Origin of the sequence: Corynebacterium vitaeruminis (assembly GCF_001054325.1) — a bacterium.
Taxonomy (GTDB): Bacteria; Actinomycetota; Actinomycetes; order Mycobacteriales; family Mycobacteriaceae; genus Corynebacterium; species Corynebacterium vitaeruminis_A.
This window is the reverse complement of record NZ_JVVM01000004.1, coordinates 44,741-70,609: the sequence shown is the minus strand read 5'-3', so window position 1 is coordinate 70,609 and position 25,869 is coordinate 44,741. Positions and strand designations below refer to the sequence as shown.

The following is a 25,869-nucleotide window of genomic DNA, read 5'->3' as shown; positions in this document are numbered from 1 at the left end:
TGTGGGGTGGGTGCTGCGCGCCCCTTTTTTTTACACCCAACAGTAAACGGCGTTCAATTATTGGGTAAGGCGTGGCGCTATACCAAGTACTTCTGGCGCAATTGGTTGATGTCGGCGTCGGAAAGCCCGATGCCTTGGCGTACGAAGTTGTCGAAAGTACCGTAATTCTCTTCGATAGCGTCCCACGACATCTTGAGCCACTCTTTGTCTACCGCGTTCTCGCGATTGAGGTAAGCATTGCTGGCCAGGAAGTCCTGCTCGATAACTTCGTAGCTAACTCCTAGGATGGCCAAGAGGAACGCGGCACCGAGGCCGGTTCGATCTTTGCCCGCACTGCAGTGGAATACAACGGCACCGTCTTCGTATGCGAGGGCTTGGAGGAGATCCTTCCAAGCGGTCCGCGGTGCTTCTCCGGTAATCATCAGCTCATAGCCGAGCAGTTGGCCGAAGTACTTCACTTCATCGTCGAAAATCTCTGCATCGTGCGCTTTGATGCTTTCTCCCGCCGCTTCGTAGAACTCCGGTGCATGGCCGTAAAGCTGGTCGCCAACAGTTGCGACAGGACTCTTCACGAAGCCCAAGCCATTGTGAACATCGATGATGTCCGCTACTTGGTAAGTGACACCGTCGGGCAAGACGTCTGGGGCTTCGTTGCGCTCTTTAATGTTTCGCAAATCGACGACGCGTGTCACACCTGCCTGTGTCATGCGGGCAAGATCTTCGTCGCTAGGCTCTCGTAAGGCATTTGACCTGTATGCGAGGCCGTGGCGGATGTGGCGACCGTCCTCGGTCATGATTGGGTTGGCGCTACTGCCCGCGACATCGCGGAAGTTGCTGAGGGAGGAAAGCGAGCCGGACCCGATAGGGGCTGGAGATCCGGTTGGCGCCGTGGCGGTTGTAGCCTGACCGTTGATTTGTGTCTCGGTCGCACTAATCCCTGTTGTGACTGTCTTCAACAACGAGGTATCAGGGGTAGCCGATGCGGGCGATGGGGAAATAGTGGCCAGCGGTAAAAGTAGGGCCGCGGTTAGGGCAGCGGCTTTAGTGCGATGGTTCGCTCGGTTCAGGTTAGTTGTATTCACGGGTGTTGAGGTTAGCGTGCCTCAGGTTTTCGGCAACTTATAAGAAAAGCTCTTTCGCGCAAAGCCATGCCCGCACAACAGGCCGCTTTGAAACGCGGTAAGAACGTAGCGGGGGTACCTGACTGCATTACCCAGAAAAGCCTCTTCTACCAGCGTAAATTAGCCAACGCTAATCATCATCTGAAACATGCCCTAAATGCTTCGCAATTTCATAACGTAATTACTTGTTAAATAGGGCACCCTAAGCTAAGGTTGCGCAGGTAATGATTACCTAAGTAAGTGATTGGGTAATGGCGTCTAAGTGACGTTTGCTCAACAATCCTACTGTGACCGAAGGGATGCCTTTCAGTGGCGCGTTCTAACTCCGGCCGTATTCGCAATATCGTAGCCGCATCTGTTGCCAGTCTTGGACTTGTTCTTGGCGCATGTTCTGCCGATGCCGGCAACGAGGATAAGTCTGCAGCTGCAGGTAACGAGGCAACTGTTACCGTTACTGATAATCACGGTGAGCAGACCGTGCCGGCCGAAATTGACACTGTTGTGGCCACGGACAACCGTTCGTTCGAGATGCTCGATCAGTGGGGCATTAAGCTGGCTGCAGCTCCGAAGGCGATTATCCCGTTTACGGTTTCCGACTACAAGGACAATCCTGACGTTCAGGACATCGGTAATCACCGCGAGCCGAACCTCGAGATTGTTGCAGCCGCCGACCCGGACCTGATTGTCACCGGTCAGCGTTTCGACAAGTACTACGACGACCTGAAGAAGCTCGCTCCGAACTCCGCCATCGTGGACTTCGAGCCGCGCGAGGGCAAACCGCTGGATGAGGAGCTCAAGCGTCACGCCAAGGGCATGGGCACCGTCTTCGGTAAGGAGAAGGAAGCCGACCAGCTTATCGCGGACTTCGATAAGGCTCTGGAGCGCGCTCGCGAGGCCTACAACCCGAACGTGAAGGTTATGGCGCTGAACTCGTCGGGAGGCACGCTCGGCTACATTGCTCCGACCGTTGGCCGTACTTTCGGTCCGCTGTTTGACCTGATTGGCATGAAGCCGGCACTGGAGGTCGACAAGGCCAGCGATGATCACCAGGGTGATGAGATTTCCGCCGAGTCCATCGCTAAGGCGAACCCGGACTTCATCATGGTTCTCGACCGCGATGCTGGCACCTCGGTGCGCGGTACCGATGAGTACCGTTCGGCGCAGTCTGTGGTCGAGGAAGCTGCTCCGCTGAAGAACGTGAAGGCCGTCAAGGAGGGCAACATCTACTACGCCCCAGAGGACACTTACACCAACGAGTCCATCATCACGTACACGGAGATCCTGAACGAGCTTGCCGACGCCTTCGAGCAGGCCTAATAGTTCTCTGACCAGTCACAGGAGTACCTCACCAACTCTATGCAGAAGTTACTGGAACCCCGATTAGCCATTGGGATTGCCGTTGTGGCAGTCCTGGTGGCTATGTCGCTGTTTGTAGGCCAATACGACATCCTGGGCGCCGACGACGGCTGGGAGATGTTCGCCACCACGCGTATTCCGCGCACCATTGCGCTAGTGCTCTCTGGTGCCGCGATGGCGATGTGCGGCCTGGTCATGCAGCTGCTTACGCACAACAAATTCGTCGAACCCACCACGACGGGAACCACGGAATGGGCTGGGCTTGGCCTCATTTTCGTGATGTATTTCTTCCCCTCGGCGTCGTTGCTCGGCCGAATGAGCGGCGCGATTATCTTCGCTTTCATCGGCACGGCAGTGTTCTTCCTGTTCTTGCGCCGAGTGACTTTGAAGTCGAGCCTGGTCGTGCCCATCGTGGGTATCATGCTGGGCGCGGTAGTCAGTTCGATTTCGACTTTCTTTGCGTTGCAGACAGACATGCTGCAGTCGCTGAGCGTCTGGTTCGCGGGCTCCTTCACTGATATTTATAAAGGGCAGTACGAATTCCTGTGGCTGGTCGTCATTGTGGTCGCGATCGTCTTCGTATTCAGCGATCGGCTGACTGTAGCGGGCCTTGGTGAGGATATCGCGACCAACGTTGGACTGAACTACAAGCGAATCGTGTTCCTGGGCACGGGACTAATCGCGATTGCGACAGGTCTAGTCACAGTAGTGGTGGGCAACCTGCCTTTCCTGGGTCTCGTCGTGCCGAATATCGTCTCCATGTTTCGTGGCGATGACCTGCGCTCCAACTTGCCATGGGTGTGCCTGGTGGGCATTGCCATCGTGACGGTCGCGGACATAATTGGCCGCGTCATTATCGCCCCCTTCGAGATTCCGGTATCGGTGATTCTCGGCATCCTGGGTGCTGCCATTTTCGTCTATCTGATTGTGGAGCGGCGTCGTGCTTAATCTCAGTTCAACTCATACGATGGCCAACCAGGTTGGCCCGCAAACGACGTCGTTTAGCACGGGCGCCGCGGCGCGCAGGTACTGGATCATCATTGCTGTGCTGGTGGGCTTGGCGACGTTGTTTACCGCGGGTCTGCTCGCATGGGACAACCCGTTGCCGTTCGGCACGGAGGGCTTTTGGCTGATTGCGCGTCGGCGCCTTGACGCCGTGATTGCCATGATTGTGGTTGCCTGCTGTCATGCAATTGCGACGGTTGCGTTCCAGTCGATTGCGAATAATCGCATTATTACGCCGTCGATTATGGGCTTTGAAGCGCTGTATGTGGCTATTAGCACCGCCGCGGTGTACTTCCTCGGTGCGACGGGGCTGATGAAGGCCGGCTCGGTTGGGGCGTTTGTCCTGCAGCTTACGCTGATGGTGGGGCTGTCGCTGGTGCTGTACGCGTGGCTGCTGACTGGGCAGGGCGCGGACATGCACAGCATGCTGCTGGTGGGCATTGTCATCGGTGGCGGGTTGGCCTCGGTATCGACGTTTATGCAGCGCATGCTGACACCGTCGGATTTTGACCTGCTGACGGCGCGGTTGTTCGGTTCAGTCAACAACGCTGATCCGGAGTTTTTCCCGGTGGCAATTCCGCTAGTGATAGCGGCAATCGTGGTAATCGCGCTGCATTCGCGGGCGCTGAACGTGATGTCGCTAGGCCGTGAGGTTGCGACGAATCTGGGCGTGAACTACCAGGTTCGGTCGATCACCGTTCTGGTTGCAGTGTCTGTGCTGATGGCCGTATCGACGGCCATGGTCGGTCCGATGACTTTCCTGGGTTTCCTGGTTGCGACCATTGCGTACCAGGCCGCGGATACCTATGACCACCGCTTTGTGCTGCCGATGGCGGCGCTGATTGGCTACGTCACGCTGGCCGGCGCGTATTTCATTCTCAATCACGTTTTCTACGCCCAGGGCGTGGTGTCCATCATTATCGAGCTGGTTGGCGGTTCGATCTTCCTTTACGTCGTTTTGAAGAAGGGACGGCTATGATTCTCCTCGACAGTGTGCGCAAGAGCTATACCAGTGAGGTGTCGATTGGCCCCGTTGACCTGGAGATTCCGACTAACTCCATTACGGCATTAATCGGTCCTAATGGTGCGGGTAAGTCTACGCTCTTGACTATGATTGGTCGCCTCCTGACCGTCGACTCCGGCGACATCAACGTCGGTCCGTACAACGTGGGCAAGACTAAGTCGAAGGACCTGGCCAAGGTGCTCTCGATTTTGCGCCAGGACAACCACTTCGTCACGCGTCTCACCGTGCGCCAGCTGGTCAGCTTCGGCCGCTTCCCGTATAGCCAGGGACGCTTGACCGCCGATGATGAGCGCATCATTTCCCAGTACATCGAGTTCCTCAACCTTGAGGCGCTCCAGGGCCGCTACCTCGACGAGCTTTCCGGTGGTCAGCGTCAGCGCGCGTATGTCGCAATGGTGCTCTGCCAGGAGACGGATTACGTGCTTCTCGACGAGCCGTTGAACAACCTGGACATTTCCCATTCGGTCGACATCATGTCGTACCTGCGCACGGCAGTGCGCGAGTTGGGTCGCACTATGGTGGTGGTGTTGCATGACATCAATTTCGCGGCTCGCTACGCCGATTACATTTGTGCGGTGAAAGACGGCCAGATCGTTGAGCACGGCCCAACCGCGGAGCTGATGCGTTCGGAGATTCTAAGCCCAATCTTCAACACCCAGATTGACATCGTCGAGGGGCCGCACGGCCCGGTCGCCTGCTACGGCTCTTAAGCCAATTCCAGGCCGGGTCCACGCAGCCGATACAATCTAGCCCCATGACTATTACTGCTGCCGTTGACGGTTCCGCCCTCCACAACCCCGGACCTGCCGGGTGGTGCTGGTATATCGACGACAGCTGCTGGGCCGCCGGCGGATGGAAAGAGGGCACCAACAACCGCGGCGAGCTCACAGCACTTGCTGAGCTGCTCCGCGCCACCGCTCACATCCCCGATGAGCCACTGTTCGTCCTGTGCGATTCGCAGTACGTGATTAACTCTGTCACTAAGTGGATGCCGGGGTGGAAGCGCAAGGGCTGGAAGAAGCGCGACGGCAAGCCCGTCCTCAACGTGGATATCTTGCAGGACATCGACCAGCTGCTCGTTGGTCGCAACATTCATCTCGAATGGGTCAAGGGCCACTCCGGTCACGACATGAACGAAGCTGCAGATCAGCGCGCACGCGCCGCTGCCACCGCGTATCAGAAGGGTACGGCCGTGCCGGAGGGGCCAGGTTTCGGCGGTGCAGGTGGAAGTAGTACTAGTGCGGTCAGCCGCGCCCAAGCCAACAGCTCGCACTCGAAGAGCGCGCCCGCCGCTTCCGCCGCGCCTTCTTCCGACTCCAAGGCGCCCAAGACCGCAACCTTCGAGCAGGAAGGCCTTTTCGACCTCGCCGCCGACACCACCGTGACAGCCGAGGACGCAGCCAAGGAAGCGCTCACCGTTTTCCGGCGCGCCGCACGTCGCGCTGAGCAGGGCAATGCTCGTGCACTCAAGACATTGCTTAACGACGCCCTGGGCGCCGACCTCCCCGTGCCAGACGGACTTTCGGATGCCGCGCATGAGCTCCGCGTCGAGGGCACTACCGCCGCCGCGCAGTTCATCACCGACGACTGGGTTGGCCTGGCAGTTTGGGATTTGTCCCAGGCAGTGGGGAAGGCCACAGGTTCCGCGCGTTTAGTGGGTTGGAATGTGGGCAGGTCTTAGCAGTAGTATGAAAGTTTGGTCTTTTAGGTAGGCCGCCAGGCAATCCGGGGTTACTGGTAGCCTGAAAACACATAAATTCTTTTATTCATTACATATAAGGAGCTCCGACTTCATGGCTGAGCACGAAGGTCCTCGTTCCGGCGAAGGCCGAGGAAATCGCGGAAACCGCGGGTCTAACCGTTCCCATGGTCGTGGCGAGGGCGGCTTTAACGGTCGCAACCGCAACGATCGTCGTGGACAGGGTGGTGGCCCAGGTGGTCGCGGCCGTGGCGGTCACGGTGGTCATGGTGGTAACCGCGGTTCCCGTGGTTCGCGGGGCTTCCGTCGTGATGATCGCGATGATCGTGACTTTAACCGTGGCGACCGCAATGAACGCGGTGGCCGTGGCGGTCGTGGCTACGACCGCAACAATCGCGATGATCGTAATGAGCGTTTTAACCGCGATGACCGTGGTGGTCGCGGTGGCCGCGGTTACGACCGCAATGATCGTAACGAGCGCAACGACCGGGGCGACCGCAATGATCGTCGCGGCCCGGGCGGACGTGGCGGCCAGGGAGGTCGCAACTTCGACCGTCGCGGTGGTAAGCCACGTCGCTCCAATCGCGGTGGCCGCTTCCAGGATGAGAAGCGTACGCACCGCACTGGTCCGCAGCGCCCAGGTTTCCGCGAGGAGCGCATTGAGGCCCGCAAGAACGAGCCGAAGTTGCCAGATGATATTCGCGCAGACGAGCTCGACCCGAGCGTGCGCCAGGATCTGAAGAGCCTGGCTAAGGACAACGCCGACAAGGTCGCTCGTCACATGATTATGGCCGCAATCCTGATGGCTGAAGGCCCGCAGCGTGCCCTGGAGCATGCCCGCGCAGCGAAGGACCGTGCAGGTCGCGTCGGTGTCGTTCGCGAGACCGCTGGTGTCGCCGCTTACCACGCAGGTGAGTGGAAGGAAGCCCTGGCTGAGCTGCGTGCTGCTCGCCGCATCTCCGGTGGCCCGGGCATGCTCGCGGTCATGGCGGACTGTGAGCGCGGCCTCGGTCGCCCGGAGAAGGCCATCGAGCTGGCTCGCTCCGAGGAAGCCAAGCAGCTGGACAACGAGTCCAAGACTGAGCTAGCTATCGTCGCCGCAGGTGCTCGCCGCGATATGGGCCAGATTGATGAGGCTCTGGTTGAGCTGGAGACCCAGGATCTGAACCCGGACCGCGAGGACTTCGAGGCCGCTCGTCTGTTCTACGCTTACGCTGATGCGCTGGTCGAGGCCGGCCGTAAAGACGATGCCAAGGTGTGGTTTACCCGCTGCGCCAAGATTGATGCCGACGAGATGCTCGATGCTCGCGAGCGCATCGAAGAGCTGAACAAGTAATCAGCCACCGCCGTCCGGTTCGCAAAATCAGTCACAGCTGACGTACCGCTGACGCAATCCGGCCGCGCATCTACAATTCGTCGTAAAGCGTTCCTATTTCGTAAAAGGAGAAATGCACCTCATGGCTTCTGTCGCTTCTTCCTATGATGCCGCTCTGTTGGATCTGGATGGCACGATTTACGAAGGTGGCGCGGCGATTCCGAACGCGCTGGAGGGGCTGACCGAGGCGGCGCTGCCGATGGTGTTTATTACGAACAACGCCTCGCGTGCGCCGCAGACGGTGGCGGATCAGCTCAATGAGCTGGGCTATGACGTTCACGCGGACGATGTGATGACGTCGGCGCAGGCGGCCATCGAGATGGCGGCGGAGGTCATTGAGCCGGGCTCGAACGTCTTCGTATTGGGTGCGGAGTCGTTTAAGCAGTTGGCTCGTGAGGCGGGGTACAACCTCGTGGATTCCGCTGATGACTACCCCGCGGCGGTGTTCCAGGGGCTCAACCGTGAGATGACATGGAAGCAGATGTCGGAGGCGGCGCTGGCGGTGTCGCGAGGTGCGCGCTACCTGGTGTCGAATTTGGATACGACGCTGCCGTCGGAGCGCGGGTTCCTGGTCGGCAATGGTTCGGTCGCTGCGGCGATTTCGACGACCACGGGCGTGGCGCCGCTGTCGGCGGGTAAGCCGAAGCCGCCGATGTTCATTAAGGCGGCGGAGCGCCTGGGCGCGAAGAGTCCGCTGGCGATTGGTGACCGCCTGGATACCGACATCGCGGGTGGAAACGCTGCGAAGATGGACACGTTTATGGTGGTCACGGGTGTTTCCACGCATATGGATGTCGTCGCGGCGCCACCTGAGCACCGCCCGACGCTTATCGGCGCTGATATGACCGCGCTGAACCGTGAGCTGGATCAGGCACGCCCGGCGCCGCAGGCTGGTTTCATCGCGCGTTACGACGACGCGGAGGCCGGTGTCATCGTTCTTTCTGGCGGTGACACGGCAGATCCTCGGTTGGCGAACTCGGCGGAGGCTGCGGTGGCGGCGCTGCTGACGGTCGTGGATGTGGTGTGGAACTCTGAGGCTGGTCGTGCTGGCGCAGTGGAGGTCGCGCAGGTCCGCGCGGATGGCCCGGCTGCTGCGGCGGCGCTTGCTGCCTGGCGGATGTGATAGCCGATGAGTGAGGTCGCACCGAAGCCGGGGCAGGGGCAGGGGGCTGGTCCTGTGCCGGGGCCAAAACCGGGTTTCGCATCCGCAACTAAGCCTGGCCCCTCTGCTGCACCCAGCCCGGCGGCAATGCCCGGTGCGCGCGAGGTAACTCCGGAGGATGTCCGCGACCAGGTTGCGGCCGCACTGTCCGCACCTGCGCCGACTCCGCAGGAGAGAGTCGCGCAGTTCGAGCGGGCGCATGAGATTTTGTATGAGGCCCTGGGCTCGTCACGCAGGGAAGGAAAGTGAACGCGGTGGCAAAGAAAGCTCCTAAGCGCAGGCTCGATGCGGAGCTGGTGCGAAGGAAGATTGCTCGCTCCCGTGAGGCGGCAGTGGACATGATTAAGGCCGGCCGAGTAGAGGTCGGTGGCTTTGTCGCCTCCAAGCCTGCGACTGCTGTGACGGGGGACGTGTCCATTCGCGTCAGTGGCCTGGAAGAGGACGAGAACTGGGCGTCGCGCGGGGCGCACAAGCTGCTCGGGGCGCTGGAAGCTTTCGAACCGCAGGGTCTGGACTTGAAGGGCCGGAAAGTGCTGGATGCCGGTGCCTCCACTGGTGGTTTTACCGATGTGTGTCTGCGCCGCGATGTCGATACCGTCTACGCCGTCGATGTCGGCTACGGTCAGCTGATTTGGCGCTTGCAGGATGACCCGCGAGTGGTTGTGCTCGACCGAACTAATGTCCGCACGCTGACCCCCGAGATTCTCGGCGGCACAGCCGATGTCATGGTCGGCGACCTGTCCTTTATTTCTTTGAAGCTGGTTCTGCCAGCGATTGTCTCCTGCCTCGACGATGGTGCTGACCTGCTGCCGATGGTCAAGCCTCAGTTCGAGGTGGGCAAGGAACGCCTTGGTTCCGGTGGTGTCGTTCGCAGCGACGCGCTGCGCCAGGAAGTCGTCCAAGAAGTCGCCGAATACGCCCGCACGCTGGGGCTATCCTTCCGTACGGCCGTGGCCAGCCCGTTGCCGGGCCCGAGCGGCAATGTGGAGTTTTTCCTGTGGCTGGTGAAAGACGGCGGCGCCAGCGATATTGGTGATGAGGCGATGGCTGCGGCCATCGCCAAGGCCGTTGAGGAGGGGCCGCACAATGACTAGCTCACCGACCGGATCACGGACCGGCTCACCGACTAGCGCGAAGACTCACTCACGGACTGATAGCTCCAAGACCAGCGCCGGCAAGCGCGAAATCCTGCTGGTCCCGCACACCGGCCGTAGCGCCAACCTGGAAATGGCCGCCGAGGCCGCCGAGCTGCTTGAGGCCGCGGGTATCGATATCCGCGTGCTGGCCGGTAAAAACCCGGAGGCACTGGCCGCGCACCCAACGCTCGGTAAGTACCCGCGCTACTGGCACTCCCCGCAGGCGGCGTCGGGATGCGAACTCGTCCTCGTCCTGGGGGGCGACGGCACCTTCCTGCGCGCTGCAGATATCGCGCATTCGGCTGACCTGCCGGTGCTCGGCATCAACATGGGACACGTGGGCTTCCTCGCCGAGTGGGAGCAGGAGTCCATGACGGAGGCGATTAGCCGCGTCATCAAGCGTTCCTGGCGTATCGAAGACCGCATGACCATCCGCGCCACCGTCCGTGACACGACTGGCCGCGTGATTGGCTCCGGGTGGGCGTTGAACGAAGTCAGCATCGAAAACGTTAACCGTCGTGGCGTGCTGGACGTCATCCTAGAGGTCGATCGCCGCCCGGTGAGTTCCTACGGCTGTGATGGCGTGCTGATTTCCACGCCGACAGGCTCCACCGCCTACGCTTTTTCCGCAGGTGGGCCCGTGCTCTGGCCGGAGCTCGACGCCATGCTGGTCGTGCCCAACAACGCCCACGCGCTGTTCTCCCGTCCGCTGGTGATCTCCCCGCACTCGACCATCGCCATTGAGACCAACCACGACACCGCCGAGGCCGTCGCGGTGCTCGATGGCTTCCGTAACATCACCATGCCTCCGGGCAGCCGCATTGAAATCGAGCGCGGCGCGCAGCCGGTGCGTTGGGTGCGTCTGGATGATCAGCCGTTCGCCGATCGTCTGGTGCACAAGTTCCGCTTGCCGACGTCCGGGTGGCGCGGCCCCGCCGAGGCCGAATAGCCTTTTACCCACGGCAGACGAGACCCCACACCTCAAGGGAAGGACTGATTGCAGGCGCCATGCTGACTGAGATTTCCATCCGCGACCTCGGCGTTATCCCCGACGCGACGCTTGAATTCAGCCCAGGCCTGACCGTGCTCACAGGTGAAACCGGTGCGGGTAAGACCATGGTGGTCACCAGCCTCAAGTTGCTCTGTGGCGCGCGTGCCGACGCCGGCCGCGTGCGCACCGGCGCTGACAAGGCCTTGGTGGAAGGTCGCGTTTCCACCGAACACCTCTCAGAGGGCGAGTCAGCCACCATCGATGCTGTGGTTTCTGAGCTCGGCGGCGAGCGCGATGAAAATGACGAGTATCTCCTTGCCCGTCAGGTCTCCGCGAAGGGACGCTCCCGGGCGTGGGTTGGCGGCCGCAGTGCGTCGGCTGCGGCATTGGCGGATGTCTCCACACGCCTGATTGCGATTCATGGCCAGAACGATCAGCTGCGCCTGCAGAGTGCCGATGAGCAGCGTGCGGCCATCGACCGCATGGATGCCGACACCATCGCACCAACCCTGGAAACTTATCGTCAGCAGCGCGCACACTGGCGCACCCTGGTCAAAGAACTGGAAGAGAAGACTTCGAAGCGCCGTGAGCTGGCCATGCGTGCTGATCAGCTCAGCTTCGCCATCGAGGAAATCGACGCAGTCTCGCCGGAGCCGGACGAGGACCAGGACCTGGCCTCCCAGATCCGCCGCATGCAGGACCTGGACGGTCTCCGCGACGCTGCAGCCGTGGCGCTCGCCGCCATCGACGGTGCGGCCGCCGTGGGCGTGACCGGCATGGATGCGGCCACCGAAGACTCCGGTGCCGCCGAACTCCTCGGCGCCGCCGCCACTGAGCTTGCCGCCGCAGACGACGAGGAACTCACCGAGTTTTCCAACCAGCTCAATGAACTGACCAGCCAGCTCTCCGAGATTTCCGCTGGTCTCGGCGCGTTTCTCTCTGGTCTGCCCGAGGAAACCGAATCCCTGGATAAGCTCATGCAGCGCCAGGTGGAGATCAAGAATCTCACCCGCAAGTATGCCCCGGACATCGCGGGCGTGTTGGCCTGGCGGGATAAGGCGGAGCGCAAGCTCGCCACGCTGGATGTCTCCGGCGAAGCCCTGGACAAACTCACCGCGGAGATTAAGACCGCGGAGAAGAAGCTCGGCACCACCGCGCGGAAGCTCTCCAAGGCCCGTGCAAAGGCTGCGAAGCACCTGGAACAGGCCGTGACCAAGGAACTCAAGGGCCTGGCCATGCCGCACACCTCGCTGGTGGTGGAAATCACCAAGGCCGAGACCTTTGGCCCCGCAGGCGTGGACAACATTGAGTTCAAGCTCCGCGCCCACGAAGGTGCCGAGCCGCGCCCGCTGGCCTCATCCGCATCCGGCGGTGAGCTCTCCCGCATCATGCTGGCATTGGAAGTTGTCCTCGCCGAAGGACAGGCCGGACACACGATGGTTTTTGATGAGGTCGATGCCGGTGTTGGTGGGCGCGCGGCTGTGGAAATTGGCAAGCGCCTGAAGCAGTTGGCGGTGAATAACCAGGTGATCGTCGTCACGCACTTGCCTCAGGTGGCGGCGTTTGCGGATACACACTTGGTGGTCAGCAAGGACGCCCGTTCGGGTGCGGTGTCGTCGAAGGTGACGAGCCTGGGCGATGAGGAGCGGATTGACGAGCTCGCGCGGATGATGGCGGGCTTGGACGATTCGGACTCCGGACGCGCGCACGCGCAAGATCTTCTGGATCAAGCTCGGCGCGCCTTCGCGGCCAAGTAGCTGCACTTATGTTTCACTAAGTGCCATGAGTCTGTTCTCTCGGAACGAAAAAGATCTTCCTGGCATTTCGGGGACCGTGCGGGACGGTTCCCGCCTGGATCGTGCGCTAAAGCGCATGGGCGAAGGCGACATCGTGGTGATCGATGCGCCGGATATCTCGCGTCCACTGGCACAGCAGTTGATTGATGCGAAGGTCGCCGCAGTGGTGAACACCGGCGCGTTTACCACGGGTTTTGTGCCGAATTACGGCCCGCAGATGATGCGCGATGCCGACATTGCGATGGTGCAGAACGTCGGCGACGAGGTCTTCGAGAAACTCAAGGACGGCAAGAACGGCAGGCTTGACGACGGCAAGCTCTACCACGGTGACCGCCTAATTGGACAGGGCGACGAGGTCGACCAAGACGAGCTGGAGCGCGCCTTCGACGAGGGCCGCACCAGCATGGTCGATCGCCTAGAGGCTCTCTCCGGCAACTTGGTGGAATTCGCCAAGACTGAGTCCCCGCTCTACATCGATGGCCTGGGTATTCCGGACGAGACGGAGCCGCTGCGCGGCCGCAAGGTCGTTGTGGTTAGCCCTGGTGAGGGACACCGCAAGACGCTGGAGGACTTAAAGAACTTCATCCGCGAGTACGAGCCGCTGCTCATCGGCGTCGACACCGGTGCCGACACGCTCTTTGATCTTAAGTACCAGCCGGACTACATCATCGGTGATCCGGAGAACATTAATTCTGAGGCGCTGCGGTCTGCCGGTTGCGTGATCCTGCCCGCTGATCCGGATGGTCACGCGGTGGGCCTTGAGCGCATTCAGGACCTCGGCATTGGCGCCATGACCTTCCCGGCGCTGTCCGATTCCGCCACTGACCTGGCGCTGGTCTTCGCCGCGCATCACGACGCCGACATGGTCGTCTCCGTTGGCGCCCCGCAGAACATCGACAGCATCTACCACGCTGAAAATCAAAGCGGTGTGCCGTCGGCGTTGCTGTCGCGTTTGAAGGTCGGGGAGAAGCTTGTCGACGGTCGCATGGTCGCCGACCTCTACCAGGTCAATAGCCGTGGTTTCGGTGTGGCCTGGGCGATTCTGGCTATCTTTGTCGCCGTTGCGGTGATCTTCGCTATTGCTGGTACCTCCGGTGATGGTTCTGTCAGCGAGAATCTGATTGATACCTGGAACTCCATTGCTCTGTGGTTCCAGGGGCTGTTTAAGTAGTTATAGCGGTATCTTGAGCATTGTGAGCGCCTGAGTTTTCAGCTGTCAGTGCTGATTGAGGCGTCGGCGAAAGGAATGAGGGACGGGCGATGGCGAAGAAGCGCAGGAGCGGGAAGTTTACAGCCGGTGTGACAGGTGCTGCCCTCGGTGTTGCGGCAGGTGCTGCGCTGGGTGCTTATGTGTTGAACCCTGCCGGTGCTGGCATTGATTTCGGCACTGGCGCCGCCTCTGAGCGCGATGCCGCTGTTGCACGCGCTGATGCGCAGCAAGCGCGTGCCGATGAAGCCAACCGCATCATCGAGCCCATTGTCGGGGAGATCGTCCAAGACACTCTGAAGGATGTGCCTGTCCTTGTTATCGCGACTCCCGATGCCACCGATGAGCAGCTTGCAGGGGTTTCCGAGACCCTGCGCGCTGCCGGTGCCCCGAATGCCGGCGTGTTGAAGTTGACCGATAAGTTCCTCTCCGCCGCAGGTGCGGATGAGTTGAAGGATACGGTTTCTACCTCGCTGCCGGCTGATGTGCAGCTGGATCCGGAGCGCCGCGAGCCGGGTCGCCAGGCTGGCCAGGCGCTGGCTCCGGTGTTGGAGCTGGATAAGGATGGGGGAGAGCGGGCTTCCGCTGCTGACCGAAAACTGCTGCTGGAGGCTCTCAAGGGCGGCGGGTTCGTCGAGTATGAAGAGGGGACGCTCCGCCCGGCTGCTGGCATTGTGATTGTTGGCAATCACGGCACTGTCTCGCGCGCTGCGATTGATAAGGGCGAGGACCCTGAGTTTGGCGCTGGCTTGGTTGCGGATCTGGCTGTGGCACTGGCTGAGGGCTTTGGTGCCGGTGAGGATACGGCTGGTCACGTTGTGGTGGGGACTGATGGCTTCGGCCGTGAAGGCGTCAGTGCTCTGCCGGGCGATCGCTGGGGTGCTGCCCCTGCAGTGAAGCGTGTGGACGCTGTGTCGGATGCGGCGGGCCAGGTTGGGGTTGTTGGGGAGTTGAAGAGGTAAAAACACATGGAAGTTAGTCGGGAAACAGTAGAGCAGCTTCTCAAGTTCTCTTCTGACAGAAAGTGGGAGGTTTTTCATACTCCTGAGAATCTTGCTAAAGCGATTTCAATTGAGTCTGCTGAGTTGCTCGAGCTTTTTCAATGGGATGCAGAATATGAGAAAGCTGACCTCGAGGATGAGCTTGCAGATGTGCTGAGCTACTGCCTTTTACTGGCTCGTAGGGCTGAAATCGATCCTAATGAGGCGATTGCGAAGAAAATCGCCCTAAATGAAGTGCGCTATCCGCGTAGTAAAAGCACGGGAAGCTCGCTTAAGCACGACAGGTTGTAACGTGACCAAGAGAAAACTGCTTCCAGCGCCAAGGGCATTTGTTGAGCGAGTCGACTACGCAAGTAGTGGCATCGACGAGCTAAAGGGCAAGGATACTCCTTACCGCCATTTTATTATTGACTACCCTACGGTCTACATCATTTCATTGCGGGATAACAAGGGATCGTATCGAGTCTATGTGGGGGAAACGAACTCGATTGTCCAGCGAACGACCCAGCATCTCGAGGGAGATACAAAGGCATCTAACTCCAAGCGAAATCTCTGGCTTGATTTACGTGATGGCGCTGGAACCCAGATGTACGTGATTGGGCACTCTCTATTTAATAAGTCGCTGACTCTGGATATTGAGAATCGACTTATGCAGTATTTGCCTAGCAACGAATCGGTGAAGTCTGCCAGTGAGACCAGTGTCGCTACTGAAAATGCGCGAACAAATGCGCAAGGTGATTACTTCACCAAAGAGCATTTAGACAAATCTTTCACTCAGATATGGTCTAAACTACATGCTCTGGATCAACAGCTATTTCCAGCTGAACGTATTATTCGCGAATCTGCACTTTTTAAAGCATCACCTTTCCATGAGTTAACTACAGAGCAGTCTGATGCAAAGTTCGAGATAATTAATGCAGTTGTAGATCAAATGCAATCCATCGGCGACTCTAGGCTGATTATGGTTTCAGGCGCTGCTGGAACTGGCAAGACAGTACTGCTTAGCAGCGTTTTTTATGATTTGAATCAACAGCTCCCGGCTATTGAAGAACATCTTGGAAAATCGACCCTTGACGCGTATATGCTAGTCAACCATGATGAGCAAGTTACTGTTTATCAGCAGGTTGCTGAAAAACTCGGCATTTCGAGTACTAAGAATCTTAAAGTCATGAAGCCGACATCCTTTATCAATCATCGGAATCCTGGGGAAAAGGTGGATGTCGTTCTAATCGACGAAGCTCATTTGCTATGGACGCAAGGAAAACAGTCGTACAGGGGTAAAAACCACCTTAAAGATATTCTAGAACGTGCACATGTAGTGGTAGCAGTGTTTGATCCTGACCAGATTCTCGCTGCAAATCAGGTGTGGGAGCCGGCGGATTTGAATTGGATGGAGCAACGAGTCGATAAAAGTATTGATTTAAAGCTTCAGATGAGGATGCTTGCCTCAGAGGATACCATTCAGTGGGTACGCTCATTTGTCGATGACGGTATTATCCATAAAATTCCGAAGGATAATAAATATAGTATTAAGATTTTCGATGATCCTAACCAGCTTTACGAATCAATTAAGGACAAAGCTTCGAATGTAGAGGAAGGATTATCTAGGTTAATAGCCACGTATGATTGGCAGTTTTCGAGTGCACGGCCACCTGCGGAGAATGAACTTTGGCAGGTTCGAGTCGGTGATTTTTCAATGCCATGGAACAATCAAAAGAAGAGTACTGAGAAGAAGACTGCAGGTCTACAGCTGAGCTGGGCAGAGCGCCCACAAACTATTGATGAAATTGGTTCTATTTTTACTATCCAGGGTTTTGACCTGAATTATGCTGGTGTCATTATTGGCCCCTCTGTCAAATACCGTGATGGAAAGATCATCTTTGATCCATCTGAGTCGTGGAACCCAAATGTGAAGAATAAACGAACGTTGAAAGACGGTTCGAAACAGTCGTTCGCTGAAGAACTGTTGAAGAACCAGCTTAATGTCTTACTTACTCGAGGAGTACACGGGCTACATATCTATGCTGTGGATCGCGAACTTCGTGAAGCGTTGACTGCTGCCGCATCTGGATTAGAGGACGATTAACCGGGATTGGTCTCGGGATATTTAATTTGCGGAAAAACCGCGGGATGTCTCTGTTTCGCGTTCGCAATCGCTTCATAGGATAGCCTTCTGGGCGAGCGAATAAGGAATTGGAACAGGGTTGTATCTTTCTATCGAATTTCTATTTGAAGGCGTGGTTCGTTTTAGATGTGGATTTTCGAAATTATTATTGGCTACCTATAAGCCCCCTCATTCAATTAATCTTTCAGTTCAATGCCCTAGAACCAAATTTTTTGCAGTTCTAGTCTAAAATAATTACTATCCTCGGTCGACATCTCCTCTCTTGTCACAGTTTCTTTCCAGTAGTTGGTAGAAGAACCTTGCAGATGCTCTTAAATACGTATCCTGCATAAACCGGTACGTCCATTGGCACTTGATTCAACGAAATTGGCGCCGACACAACTGTGCGCCAATCAATCCGGGAGTCAGCAAGAAACTCCAACACCTGCGTTAGGCCCCGGGGCTCGTAGCTATGAACATCGGTAATAGTGCGCCAGCGCCGGACAAAGCATTCCGAATAATGGCACACAAAGAGAGGGTGTCCCTATGACGCAGTTGACGGGTAGAGCGTCAGGTCTTTTCGAGTCAACCTTTGAACGAGACCTGCGTGCAATCGACCGAGTCGGGGCAGCCGCAGTGTTGAAGGAGCTTGAAGAAGGCGAGCTGGGAGAGAGCTTCTGGGCAGTAACACTCCCACAGCGTTTCGATTCTTCGAGCGTGAATAATCCGCAATTCCGAACCTTTATGGCTTCGCAGGTGAAGGCACAGGCAACGGCGTTTTTAAGTAAGCACGCGTTAGTTAGTTCGATGATTGAAGTCCAAGACGATATTCATCACCTGGTTCCGAAAGACTATCTTCGCAAAAACGGGGTCAACGACAAGCGCGATTACAACCAGGTGGCCAACTACGCCTTTGCAGAAACTGCGGTAAATATTCGAATCGGCAACCGCATGCCCTCTGAATATTTGGGTGAGGTGTTCTCCCAAATTGAGTCCGGTGAGCCGACGCTCGGCGAGATTACATCCCGCGAGGACCTTGACCGAAACCTTGAAGTTAATGCCATTCCTGGGTCGCTTGTTGACACAACTGTTGAGAACTACCACGAGTTCCTGCAGAAGCGCCGCTCTTTGATGGCAGTGAAGCTTCGCGAATACTACGGGGATTTGTAATCAATCTTTGACGGAGGGGTATTTGGTGACCTACCCCGACAGGTAAGTTTTTAGGGAACGCGTTACCAGGAAAATCATCCGCATATTGGGGTGAGCGAAACAAGAAATTTCTCGACCTCCATCACTTACTCGCGCAGAGAAACGCAGCGAACGTTCGCGTGGGCGCTAAAATCCTGGCACTAAAACCCGCGAGAGAATTCAGAAATAAGATTTGGCACCGCGGCGTCGAAACCGACAACATCGAGCATGCCGGCATCGTCAGGATTAGCGATGCTGAATTTAGTGGCAGTCATACCAGCAACAACCAACTTGGCGTCGATTCCAGATTCCTTGCGGTAACGCTGCAGTGCCTGGTGTGGGTGCATCTTGCCGGCCCAAGTCTCGTTGTCGGTATAGATAACGAAGGTGTCTACTTCCAGAGAATTCTCCAGTGCATAAAGCATTGGCAATGAGCAGTCTGTTCCGCCGAAGGGAAGCCCATCTATATAATCTAGGACATCGTCAAGCCTTTGACGTGCGGAAATGTCGAGAGGGGTGACGACATCTCGCAGGAACCCCTTAGTGAGGCTGTTTGTGGTAAAGCCTAAAACCATTGACTCGGATTCGGTGGCAAGTGTCACAAGGGAAAGCGCTGCAGACGCATCGCGAGCCGTTAGCGGTGTACCGCCCAGTGGCCAATGCATAGATGCCGAGACATCTAGGCTAAGTAGGGTTCGCTTATTGGCTGGTTTAACTGCGCCGAAGGATAAATAGAACGCTTCATCCAGCGCATCAGATATGCGGGCTGTTGGCTCCCATTCCGTCGTTCCTTGGAAGGACCGTCCCTTGGCGTAGGTGCGTTGAGCAGACAAAACAGACACAGGGTGAATGCGAGCTTTGCGTAAGCGCTCCGCATCCGTAATTTGCGAAACGACATCGCTTGTCCGTCCGCCTAAACCAGGAAGTAGCCCTAATCGAGTAAGCCTCGGGAGCTGGCGAATCAGTGCTGTTTGCGGAACATCTGTATCAAGCAAGGCGGCCCATACGTCGGGCTCGTTTAGGGCTGCATCCGGCAGCATTTCCCAGCTGAGTCCATAACCACGCACAAGGGCAGCCCACTCGCTGGAAGTTGTCGCGTGGCTTGCCTTAGCAAAACCCTCGATTATTGTGGGGATGTTCTCGGATGAAGTGTCACCAGTGGAATCGCTAAAGGAGGTAGAACTGGAGCCACGCACAATCCAATCAAACGTTGCGCGGAGGCTCTCGTCGCTTGTCGAAGGGTGAGCTAAGCGTAGAAGATCACGGTGCGACCAGCCACCACGATTGCGGTATTTGACCACTTGGTAGGCGAGATCATCAGCGCGCTTCGTGGAATACCAACTTCCAACTGCGCGGCGCAGGCCACGACCCCAGCCTCGGAACTTCTCTACATAGGAGACGAACTGCAGCAGAGCCGAGCCTGTTCGTGCGACACGTGGCAATGCAGCTAGCGCTGCCTGGGAAGACTGGGGAACCGATGCAGCAAAGGCTAGTGCAAAGAGCGCAGGCTGCTGCTTTGGGGCCGCGCCGCTGACGGATACATCGACAATCGTGTCGACCAAGGTTACTGGGTCGTTGACCGCCATACGCTGGAGGATTTGAACATTGTCGAACGCAAGGTGTCTTGCATTTGCGTAAAAAGTGCCACCTTCGACACCAAGAATGAGGAAACGACGCAGTCGAGCTTTGTCATCGAGCTCGAAGGTAAAGCCCCCGGCAGAGTTTTGCACTTGCTTTTCGCTAGCTTTTACCTGTTGGGGAGTGTTTGAGAAACTAAAGTTTTGCAGAGAGTCCACGATGTCGTCTCCCCGTTTCCGCAATTGCATCTAAAAAGAATGGGGTGTGAAGCGGGCGTGTAAATACCGTCCGAAAACGCCCGACCAATCAGGGTCAGGCTAATCATTATAGTTTGATAACCGAACGGCTCCGGCCCACTTCACAAGTTCTATTTTGTAGGAGGATTGTGCACTAAGTCAATCCGGTTTGGTATCAAAAGTGCTCGAGATTGTGAGTGTGGTTGTGGTTTTCTGACGCGGAAGGGTTAGCGGGCTCAGCAGCAGTTTCCGAAAGCACCGCCAACCGTTCATCCATGTGGTCGACTAATTGTTTTAGGTACCAATTTGAACGGTTCGTCGGATCAGCCAGCGATTCTCGAAGCTGTTCCACCCAGTCCAGGATAATTTTCATGCCAATGGGGCCGAGTGTGGGAGCATATGCCACCGGATCGAGCTTATAATCCCAGGCCTCTGCTAGACCGTCATAATTTATAAACCACTGAGCTAGTTCTGTGGGCGGCACCTTTGCAGCTGCGACAACTCTCGGGTGGATATCCAGAATTAGGTCTGCGCAGGCACCACCGATCTCGCAGCCGTCCCAGCCGTCCGCTAATTTGGCAATTTCGAGTGCGTCTTCCACTGCCTTGTTCGTGACATGAAGAATTTCTTCAAAATTAGGCCATGGTGCGGGGTCTTCGTTACGTTCTCTAGAGTCGACGGCATGATTGAGGGCGGATTCAATGTGCTCAACAGCCTTAGAGATTATTTCGCCCTGACTTATCTGGTCGTACTCCAGATGCCCATCTTTCGGTGGGGAGATTAGTTGATGAACCACCTCAGCAAACTGGTCAGCTCTGAGCAGTCGTGGCAAATTAAAAGGTGGCGGGGATGTTTCGTTGGACATGTTTCTTTTTCCTGTGGAATTTTTTATGGGTAGCTCAAGATGAGAAATGTGGGCCAAACGCACCGTCGTTAAGCGAAATGTTAAGAGCGGTGATGTTTGCGCCATCTAGCGAGGTGTAGGCCCGTTAATATCGCGTCATCTAATTCAACATCGCGCGGCATTCTTCTTCTGAATATCCAGAGTTTAAGCAATTAGACCAGTCAATTTGTCCTTGAACCCATGGGGACGGCTCGTTGTTTTGTGGCTCTGGGGCAGTGTTTGTAGGTGGGCCGTCATAGAAATTGTTGGCGCAATACTGTGTCCAGCCGGTAGTACCGTCTGTAAACCAGGTGGTGCCTTGCTCATAGAGGCCCTGCGAAGATTTGGCGCAATGCGAAATCGTCTTGTTTATAGCCGTTGGCTCGCCATTGGGCGCGTCGGTGTAACCAGTGGGTTTGGAACTTTCCGACGTCCGGGTCGGGGTCGCCGACGGGGTAGGAGATTTGGTGGTGGATTGCGTCGTCGACTTCGTGCTGCGTTCTGGGCTGGTGACTGTTTTTGTAACCGTCGTCGGCTCCGGTGCCTTTTCCGATTCTCCGTTGGCGCAAGCGGAAAGGAACAATGCCGGAATAGTGAGTGCAAGGGCGAAGATGTGTCGTTTGTGCATGTGAAATACCTTAATGTAAGAGCAGGTGGAAAGGGGTTTTTCTGTAACGCGAGGTCGGCGCGATCTATCTCGGATTCGCAACCTGCGCGGCTTCTATCTTTGTGGCTGCCAATTAGACAGTCGCCAATTAGGCCAATGAGATGGCAAGAACCGAGTTATCCACCAACTCCGTGGCCACCAGCGGCGAGGAATTACGTCTGAATACCCGGGGTGTTCTGACACGAGAGTTCGAATCTCCTTGTCGTCAACACCGAGGTCGTGAAGTTCGGCTATCAACGCCTCAATTTCCTTCCTACGAATATCGGGATCCCATGATCCTGGCAGTTCGAAGTAATCCTGGAACAGGCGTTTTACCTCATCGGCGATTTGAGCGTCGTCAACAACCCCGTGGCATTGGCTCGCCTTATCCGATATTGACTCTGCCAATGTGCGGCCTCCCTGACATGAAGGTGAGTAAGTCATGGGGAGCATTTTGAGCTCGTAGTAGCAATCCGGTTCCAACAGATCCGGGTTCATAGCCGCATCAGAATCCGGCCACAAGACTTCTTCGATACCGGGGTGCTCGGCCAACATTGTTGCGACGCCGAAGCAGACGTGTGCACATGACTTCCTTGTACGGAAGTCATCGCATTGATATGAAGTGCAGTCCGGAAAAGTGAACCCATCAACCTGGACCTCGAAGTTATCCACGGTGGCGCGGTAGGAACCAGCTGCAACCTCGGCCAACGGGGATTGCGCTGAAAGCTTCTGCGCCGCCTTAACGTCATCCTCGGTGAAGAACGCCCTAATAATTGGCGAATCAAACGTGGTCATGCACTGAACACTAGTAAAAAGGCCGGATTAGAGGTTTAGTCCTTTAGAACGCCTGTTCTCGTGTTCGTTGTTGGAAGTAGTTCCGGTTTTTACGAAGCTTGGCTGAGTTTCAGCCTACGTATACTCGCAGGTATGTCGGTGCTAGTGGTTATTGTGTCCGCGATTGTCAACACTTTTGTTGTTGCCTGGGCTACCCGCAGAGCTCTGGGGTACCCGGTGGGCTGGCCGCGAACCATCTTATTTTCGCTGGTCACAAGTGTGGCTGCGAACCCATTGTTGCTCATCATGCTGGAGCATGCGGGCATTCATGATCCACTAGCGCCGGAGTACTCAGGTGCTGGAATTGCGTTTTCCCTGCTTTTCCTGGGCTGGGTTCTGGCAATTGAGATGAGCCTATTGGCAGCCACCGAAATGCTCGTTCCAACAGGGTCTCTGCCTGGCCCGGTCGACATTCTTCGGCACATGCCACAGTATTTCCGGCGAATGCGGCGTCTATTCACCATTGCTCGAATTGCGCTCAAGCATGGTCTCTTTCGCTATGTCCGTCGTTCGCGAACCGTTGAAAATCCAGAAACGGCTACCAGTGCGGCGGTTGCACTTCGGCGTGCGCTTACAGATTGTGGAGTTACCTTCGTCAAGTTTGGGCAGATGCTGGCTACTAGGCCAGACGTTTTGCCGGCGGACTATATTGCGGAGCTCTCGAATCTGCACAGCAAGGTCCCATCGGAGCCGTGGCAAGTTGTGAAGAAAACACTCACCACCGAACTTGGTGCAGCGCCGGAGGAGGTCTTTGAATGCATTGACCAGACGCCGATGGCTGCTGCGTCATTGGGGCAGGTGCATCGCGCACAGTTGAAAGACGGCACTCAAGTCGCGGTAAAGGTGTTGCGTTCCGGGGCGGAAGAAGTCGTAGCTGCCGATTTGGACATTATTTTCTGGTTGGCGCGACTACTCGAGAGAAGAACACAGTGGGCGAAGGCGTTTGGCGTCCATGATCTTGCTGTCGGGTTTCGCGACTCTCTGGATGAAGAGCTGGATTATCGGATTGAGCTGCGGAATCTCGAATTGATGGACGGCTTGACCGAGATTGGTGTGCCGAAAGGTTTCCCAGAGTATTCGACGCAGCGAGTGCTCACCATGGAATTGGTGGAGGGAACGCCGCTGTCCTCGGCAGATGAGCAGGTGGCGAATCTACCGGAGGAAACCCGCAAGGCACTCAATCAGCTGATTGTCACTTCTGTGATGCAGCAGGTTCTCGTGCATGGCATTTTTCATGCCGATCTGCACGGTGGAAACATCATGCTCACGCCTGACAACAAGCTGGTCCTGCTGGACTTCGGTTCGGTTGGCCGAGTGGACCGGCCTTCACGCAAGGCCATGATGGGACTGTTGGTAGCAGTCGACCTTCAAGATGGTGCTGCGGCTGTGGCCGCGCTCCGGCGGCTCCTGATTGAACCGGTGAATCTGGATACCCGGCTGTTAGAGCCTCGAATTGGCGCACTAATTATGCGCGTCGACAGTCTGCCAATCGACGAACTCTTCGATGAGCTTTTCCGCGTCGTCGTGCAAGCCGGATTCCAGGTGCCTCCGGGAATCGCAGCGGCCTTCCGGTGCCTAGGTGCACTTGAAGGAACCTTGAAGATCCTGGCACCGCAAAGTGACTTTATTAGCGAGTCCCGCGAAATCGCTCGCGACATTTTCCAGCAGGAAGTAAGCGTTTCTCCGATGGTGCAAGAAACTGTTGAAAGAGCACTAATTGCACTTCCTGCGGCAGAACGCCTTCCAGCTCAACTGACCACAATTGCCAATCGGCTGGACCAGGAAAACTACGGCTTAGATTTTTCGCCATTTAGGACAGCGCAAAGCCGATCAATGATGCAGCACTACGGACAGCTGTTCTCTCTGTCGGTGCTGACGGCGATTACCGCTCTTGTTGGCATTGTGCTGGTTCTGTTTGGGCAGGGAATCCGGTGGGCAAACACATTTGAGCTCTCCACCTTTGCGGGGATGACTGTGCTGCTGGTGTCGTATGTGCTGGGCAGCCGACTGCTGGTGCTTTCAGTAGGAAACGGGGGAGACGTAGGCTCCCTGAGTTAGCCTTCGAGCTGATACTCGTGCAGGTTCCCGACCCTGTATGTCTCGAGATATTTTGCAGCCACTGTCGGCGCTGCGTGCGCGGGGATGGGCCGGGAGCGGGCTTCTGTTTTGCCCTGTGACTGACATCACTTTAAAAACCTACGAGATCGTTAAGTAAATGGGATTATAGTTATATTTAGTTCACATTTTGTTAACCCTTTTTCGAAGCTTTAATTAGTTCCCGCTCAGGGGTGCGCCGCTGATTTTGGCTGCTAATCCCTGACTCTTTGTCTATTTTTCGTAGTTCTTATTGGAAGCGTTTTACTATTCGCTGCTCTAGGCAAGGAGTAATCATGGGCACTCATCGAGCATTTGCAAAACTGGCACGGTCAGCCACGGCACTGTTGGCTGCAGCTGGGGTCGCTCTGGCGGCGGCTCCCATCGCGGCTGCCGAACCGGCTTCGGCAGCTGGTAACGATCAGGTCCTGTCTTGGACCGAGATGGGTGGCTGGGGGCCAAAGGCAAATGATTTCCCCACAGTCATGGTCAATCAGGGGATGACGGAGAACATCAGCCCAGAGGGCACAAATGTGCAGTGTGTTCCTGCTCCTGGTGAGAATCCGGTGGTCATGATCCACGGCATGAACTCGAACTCGTACCAGACCTATGCCCGCATGGCACCGGAGCTAAAGGCAATGGGGAAGTGTCTGTACGCATTTAACGTCGGCAAGCTGGGCCCGGATGAGTTTTCAGTGCTGGGCTCTATTCCAACGATGCGCAACATGACCCCGATGGACACTGCTTTGGCTGAGCTGACTGCGAAGATTGACACTCTCAAGGCGGAAACCGGTGCGACCGCAGTCGACATCGTTGGTCACTCTGCCGGTGGTGCCTTGGCTGCCGCCTACGCCAAGCAGGAGCAGGGCAGGGGAATTGGCACCGTAGTGTCCCTGGCGGGCGTGCTGCACGGCACAACTCTGCTGGGCGCTTCCTATGGTTTGGAGCAGCTCAACCAGTTCGACAACGCCGGTGACAAGGCTGCGGGTTTCATTGTCAGCCCGAGCCTGGTGGATCTGCTGCAGCACAGCCAGTTCATGGCCAAGATGAATGAAGGTGGCCTGGAGCAGCCGGGCGTCAACTACGTTGCAATCTCGACTCAGGTTGATGAAGCCGTCACGCCAATGGCTGCAAGCCAGTGGAACGCACCGACTTCCAACAACATCCTCCTACAGGATGGTTGCTCTGCGGATCTGTCGGGCCATATTGGTCTGACCTTCTCGCCGCGAGCAATCGCGCTGGTAGCGAATGCGCTCGGACGTAATGTTGAGGTTCCGTGCGTGCCGGTAACCGCCGTTGTGGAAGGCGGCATCAATGACAACGCTAATGTTCGCCCCGAACACGTCAATGCCGTTTCTGACGGCATCACTGAAATAGATGGACGCATTGCCCAGGCTGCAGAATCACGGTAGCGATATTCGTGAGCAGTAGCT

At 56.8% G+C, this 25,869-nt stretch carries 23 protein-coding genes; 18 read left to right on the top strand and 5 right to left on the bottom strand.

The window, feature by feature from the left end; all coding sequences use genetic code 11:
* Positions 1-77: 77 nt before the first annotated feature.
* A complete protein-coding gene (locus tag ADA16_RS10880) occupies positions 78-1,082 on the bottom strand; it encodes a tyrosine-protein phosphatase (protein WP_082150623.1) in 1,005 nt (334 codons plus the stop codon).
* A 348-nt stretch (positions 1,083-1,430) separates the two neighbouring features.
* Between ADA16_RS10880 and ADA16_RS01180 the strand changes: the two genes are divergently transcribed.
* From ADA16_RS01180 to ADA16_RS01105, 16 genes are all read left to right on the top strand, one after another.
* The gene (locus ADA16_RS01180) at positions 1,431-2,438 is read left to right on the top strand and encodes a siderophore ABC transporter substrate-binding protein (protein WP_048758484.1); all 1,008 of its coding nucleotides are present in this window, start codon (positions 1,431-1,433) and stop codon (positions 2,436-2,438) included.
* A gap of 39 nt (positions 2,439-2,477) precedes the next feature.
* On the top strand, positions 2,478-3,425 hold the full coding sequence (locus ADA16_RS01175; RefSeq protein ID WP_048733369.1) for an ABC transporter permease: 948 nt from the start codon (positions 2,478-2,480) through the stop codon (positions 3,423-3,425).
* A gap of 19 nt (positions 3,426-3,444) precedes the next feature.
* Positions 3,445-4,461, top strand: a complete 1,017-nt coding sequence (locus ADA16_RS01170) for an iron chelate uptake ABC transporter family permease subunit (protein WP_048733371.1) — start codon at positions 3,445-3,447, stop codon at positions 4,459-4,461.
* Positions 4,458-5,216, top strand: a complete 759-nt coding sequence (locus tag ADA16_RS01165) for an ABC transporter ATP-binding protein (RefSeq protein ID WP_048733373.1) — start codon at positions 4,458-4,460, stop codon at positions 5,214-5,216. The genes ADA16_RS01170 and ADA16_RS01165 overlap by 4 nt, the downstream gene beginning before the upstream one ends.
* A gap of 44 nt (positions 5,217-5,260) precedes the next feature.
* Positions 5,261-6,187, top strand: a complete 927-nt coding sequence (locus ADA16_RS01160; RefSeq protein ID WP_048758483.1) for a ribonuclease H family protein — start codon at positions 5,261-5,263, stop codon at positions 6,185-6,187.
* 112 nt (positions 6,188-6,299) lie between these two features.
* Complete coding sequence (locus ADA16_RS01155) at positions 6,300-7,541, top strand: tetratricopeptide repeat protein (RefSeq protein ID WP_048758482.1); 1,242 nt, start codon at positions 6,300-6,302, stop codon at positions 7,539-7,541.
* 121 nt (positions 7,542-7,662) lie between these two features.
* Positions 7,663-8,703: an HAD-IIA family hydrolase gene (locus ADA16_RS01150; protein ID WP_048758492.1), complete on the top strand. Its 1,041-nt coding sequence runs from the start codon at positions 7,663-7,665 to the stop codon at positions 8,701-8,703.
* A gap of 6 nt (positions 8,704-8,709) precedes the next feature.
* Positions 8,710-8,991, top strand: a complete 282-nt coding sequence (locus tag ADA16_RS01145; protein ID WP_048758481.1) for a hypothetical protein — start codon at positions 8,710-8,712, stop codon at positions 8,989-8,991.
* Between the two features lie 5 nt (positions 8,992-8,996).
* Entirely contained in the window at positions 8,997-9,836 is an 840-nt protein-coding gene (locus ADA16_RS01140; RefSeq protein WP_048758491.1) for a TlyA family RNA methyltransferase, read from the top strand.
* Positions 9,829-10,827, top strand: coding sequence for an NAD kinase (locus ADA16_RS01135; RefSeq protein WP_048758480.1), 999 nt, complete (start codon positions 9,829-9,831; stop codon positions 10,825-10,827). The genes ADA16_RS01140 and ADA16_RS01135 overlap by 8 nt, the downstream gene beginning before the upstream one ends.
* Before the next feature lie 59 nt (positions 10,828-10,886).
* On the top strand, positions 10,887-12,626 hold the full coding sequence (recN, locus tag ADA16_RS01130) for a DNA repair protein RecN (protein ID WP_048758479.1): 1,740 nt from the start codon (positions 10,887-10,889) through the stop codon (positions 12,624-12,626).
* Between the two features lie 25 nt (positions 12,627-12,651).
* Entirely contained in the window at positions 12,652-13,836 is a 1,185-nt protein-coding gene (gene steA / locus ADA16_RS01125) for a putative cytokinetic ring protein SteA (protein ID WP_048758478.1), read from the top strand.
* An 89-nt stretch (positions 13,837-13,925) separates the two neighbouring features.
* Positions 13,926-14,834 (top strand): copper transporter, encoded by a 909-nt coding sequence (locus ADA16_RS01120; RefSeq protein ID WP_048758477.1) that lies wholly within the window; start codon positions 13,926-13,928, stop codon positions 14,832-14,834.
* A gap of 6 nt (positions 14,835-14,840) precedes the next feature.
* Entirely contained in the window at positions 14,841-15,164 is a 324-nt protein-coding gene (locus ADA16_RS01115) for a nucleotide pyrophosphohydrolase (RefSeq protein ID WP_048758476.1), read from the top strand.
* Position 15,165: 1 nt separating this feature from the next.
* Positions 15,166-16,959, top strand: coding sequence for a DUF2075 domain-containing protein (locus tag ADA16_RS01110; RefSeq protein ID WP_204369609.1), 1,794 nt, complete (start codon positions 15,166-15,168; stop codon positions 16,957-16,959).
* A gap of 564 nt (positions 16,960-17,523) precedes the next feature.
* Positions 17,524-18,147, top strand: a complete 624-nt coding sequence (locus ADA16_RS01105; RefSeq protein WP_053084283.1) for a hypothetical protein — start codon at positions 17,524-17,526, stop codon at positions 18,145-18,147.
* 179 nt (positions 18,148-18,326) lie between these two features.
* Here ADA16_RS01105 and ADA16_RS01100 read toward each other — a convergent pair whose 3' ends face one another.
* The 4 genes from ADA16_RS01100 to ADA16_RS01090 form a co-directional block, all read right to left on the bottom strand.
* On the bottom strand, positions 18,327-19,961 hold the full coding sequence (locus ADA16_RS01100; RefSeq protein ID WP_048758475.1) for a TROVE domain-containing protein: 1,635 nt from the start codon (positions 19,959-19,961) through the stop codon (positions 18,327-18,329).
* Between the two features lie 193 nt (positions 19,962-20,154).
* Entirely contained in the window at positions 20,155-20,844 is a 690-nt protein-coding gene (locus ADA16_RS01095) for a hypothetical protein (RefSeq protein WP_048758474.1), read from the bottom strand.
* Positions 20,845-20,983: 139 nt separating this feature from the next.
* The gene (locus tag ADA16_RS11085; protein ID WP_152680706.1) at positions 20,984-21,490 is read right to left on the bottom strand and encodes a hypothetical protein; all 507 of its coding nucleotides are present in this window, start codon (positions 21,488-21,490) and stop codon (positions 20,984-20,986) included.
* Positions 21,491-21,583: 93 nt separating this feature from the next.
* Positions 21,584-22,303, bottom strand: coding sequence for a hypothetical protein (locus ADA16_RS01090; RefSeq protein ID WP_048758473.1), 720 nt, complete (start codon positions 22,301-22,303; stop codon positions 21,584-21,586).
* Positions 22,304-22,435: 132 nt separating this feature from the next.
* Here ADA16_RS01090 and ADA16_RS01085 point away from each other — a divergent pair, with 132 nt between their 5' ends.
* Both ADA16_RS01085 and ADA16_RS01080 read left to right on the top strand, forming a co-directional pair.
* A complete protein-coding gene (locus ADA16_RS01085) occupies positions 22,436-24,400 on the top strand; it encodes an ABC1 kinase family protein (RefSeq protein ID WP_048758472.1) in 1,965 nt (654 codons plus the stop codon).
* A gap of 332 nt (positions 24,401-24,732) precedes the next feature.
* Positions 24,733-25,848: a lipase family alpha/beta hydrolase gene (locus tag ADA16_RS01080; RefSeq protein WP_048758471.1), complete on the top strand. Its 1,116-nt coding sequence runs from the start codon at positions 24,733-24,735 to the stop codon at positions 25,846-25,848.
* Positions 25,849-25,869 lie beyond the last annotated feature (21 nt).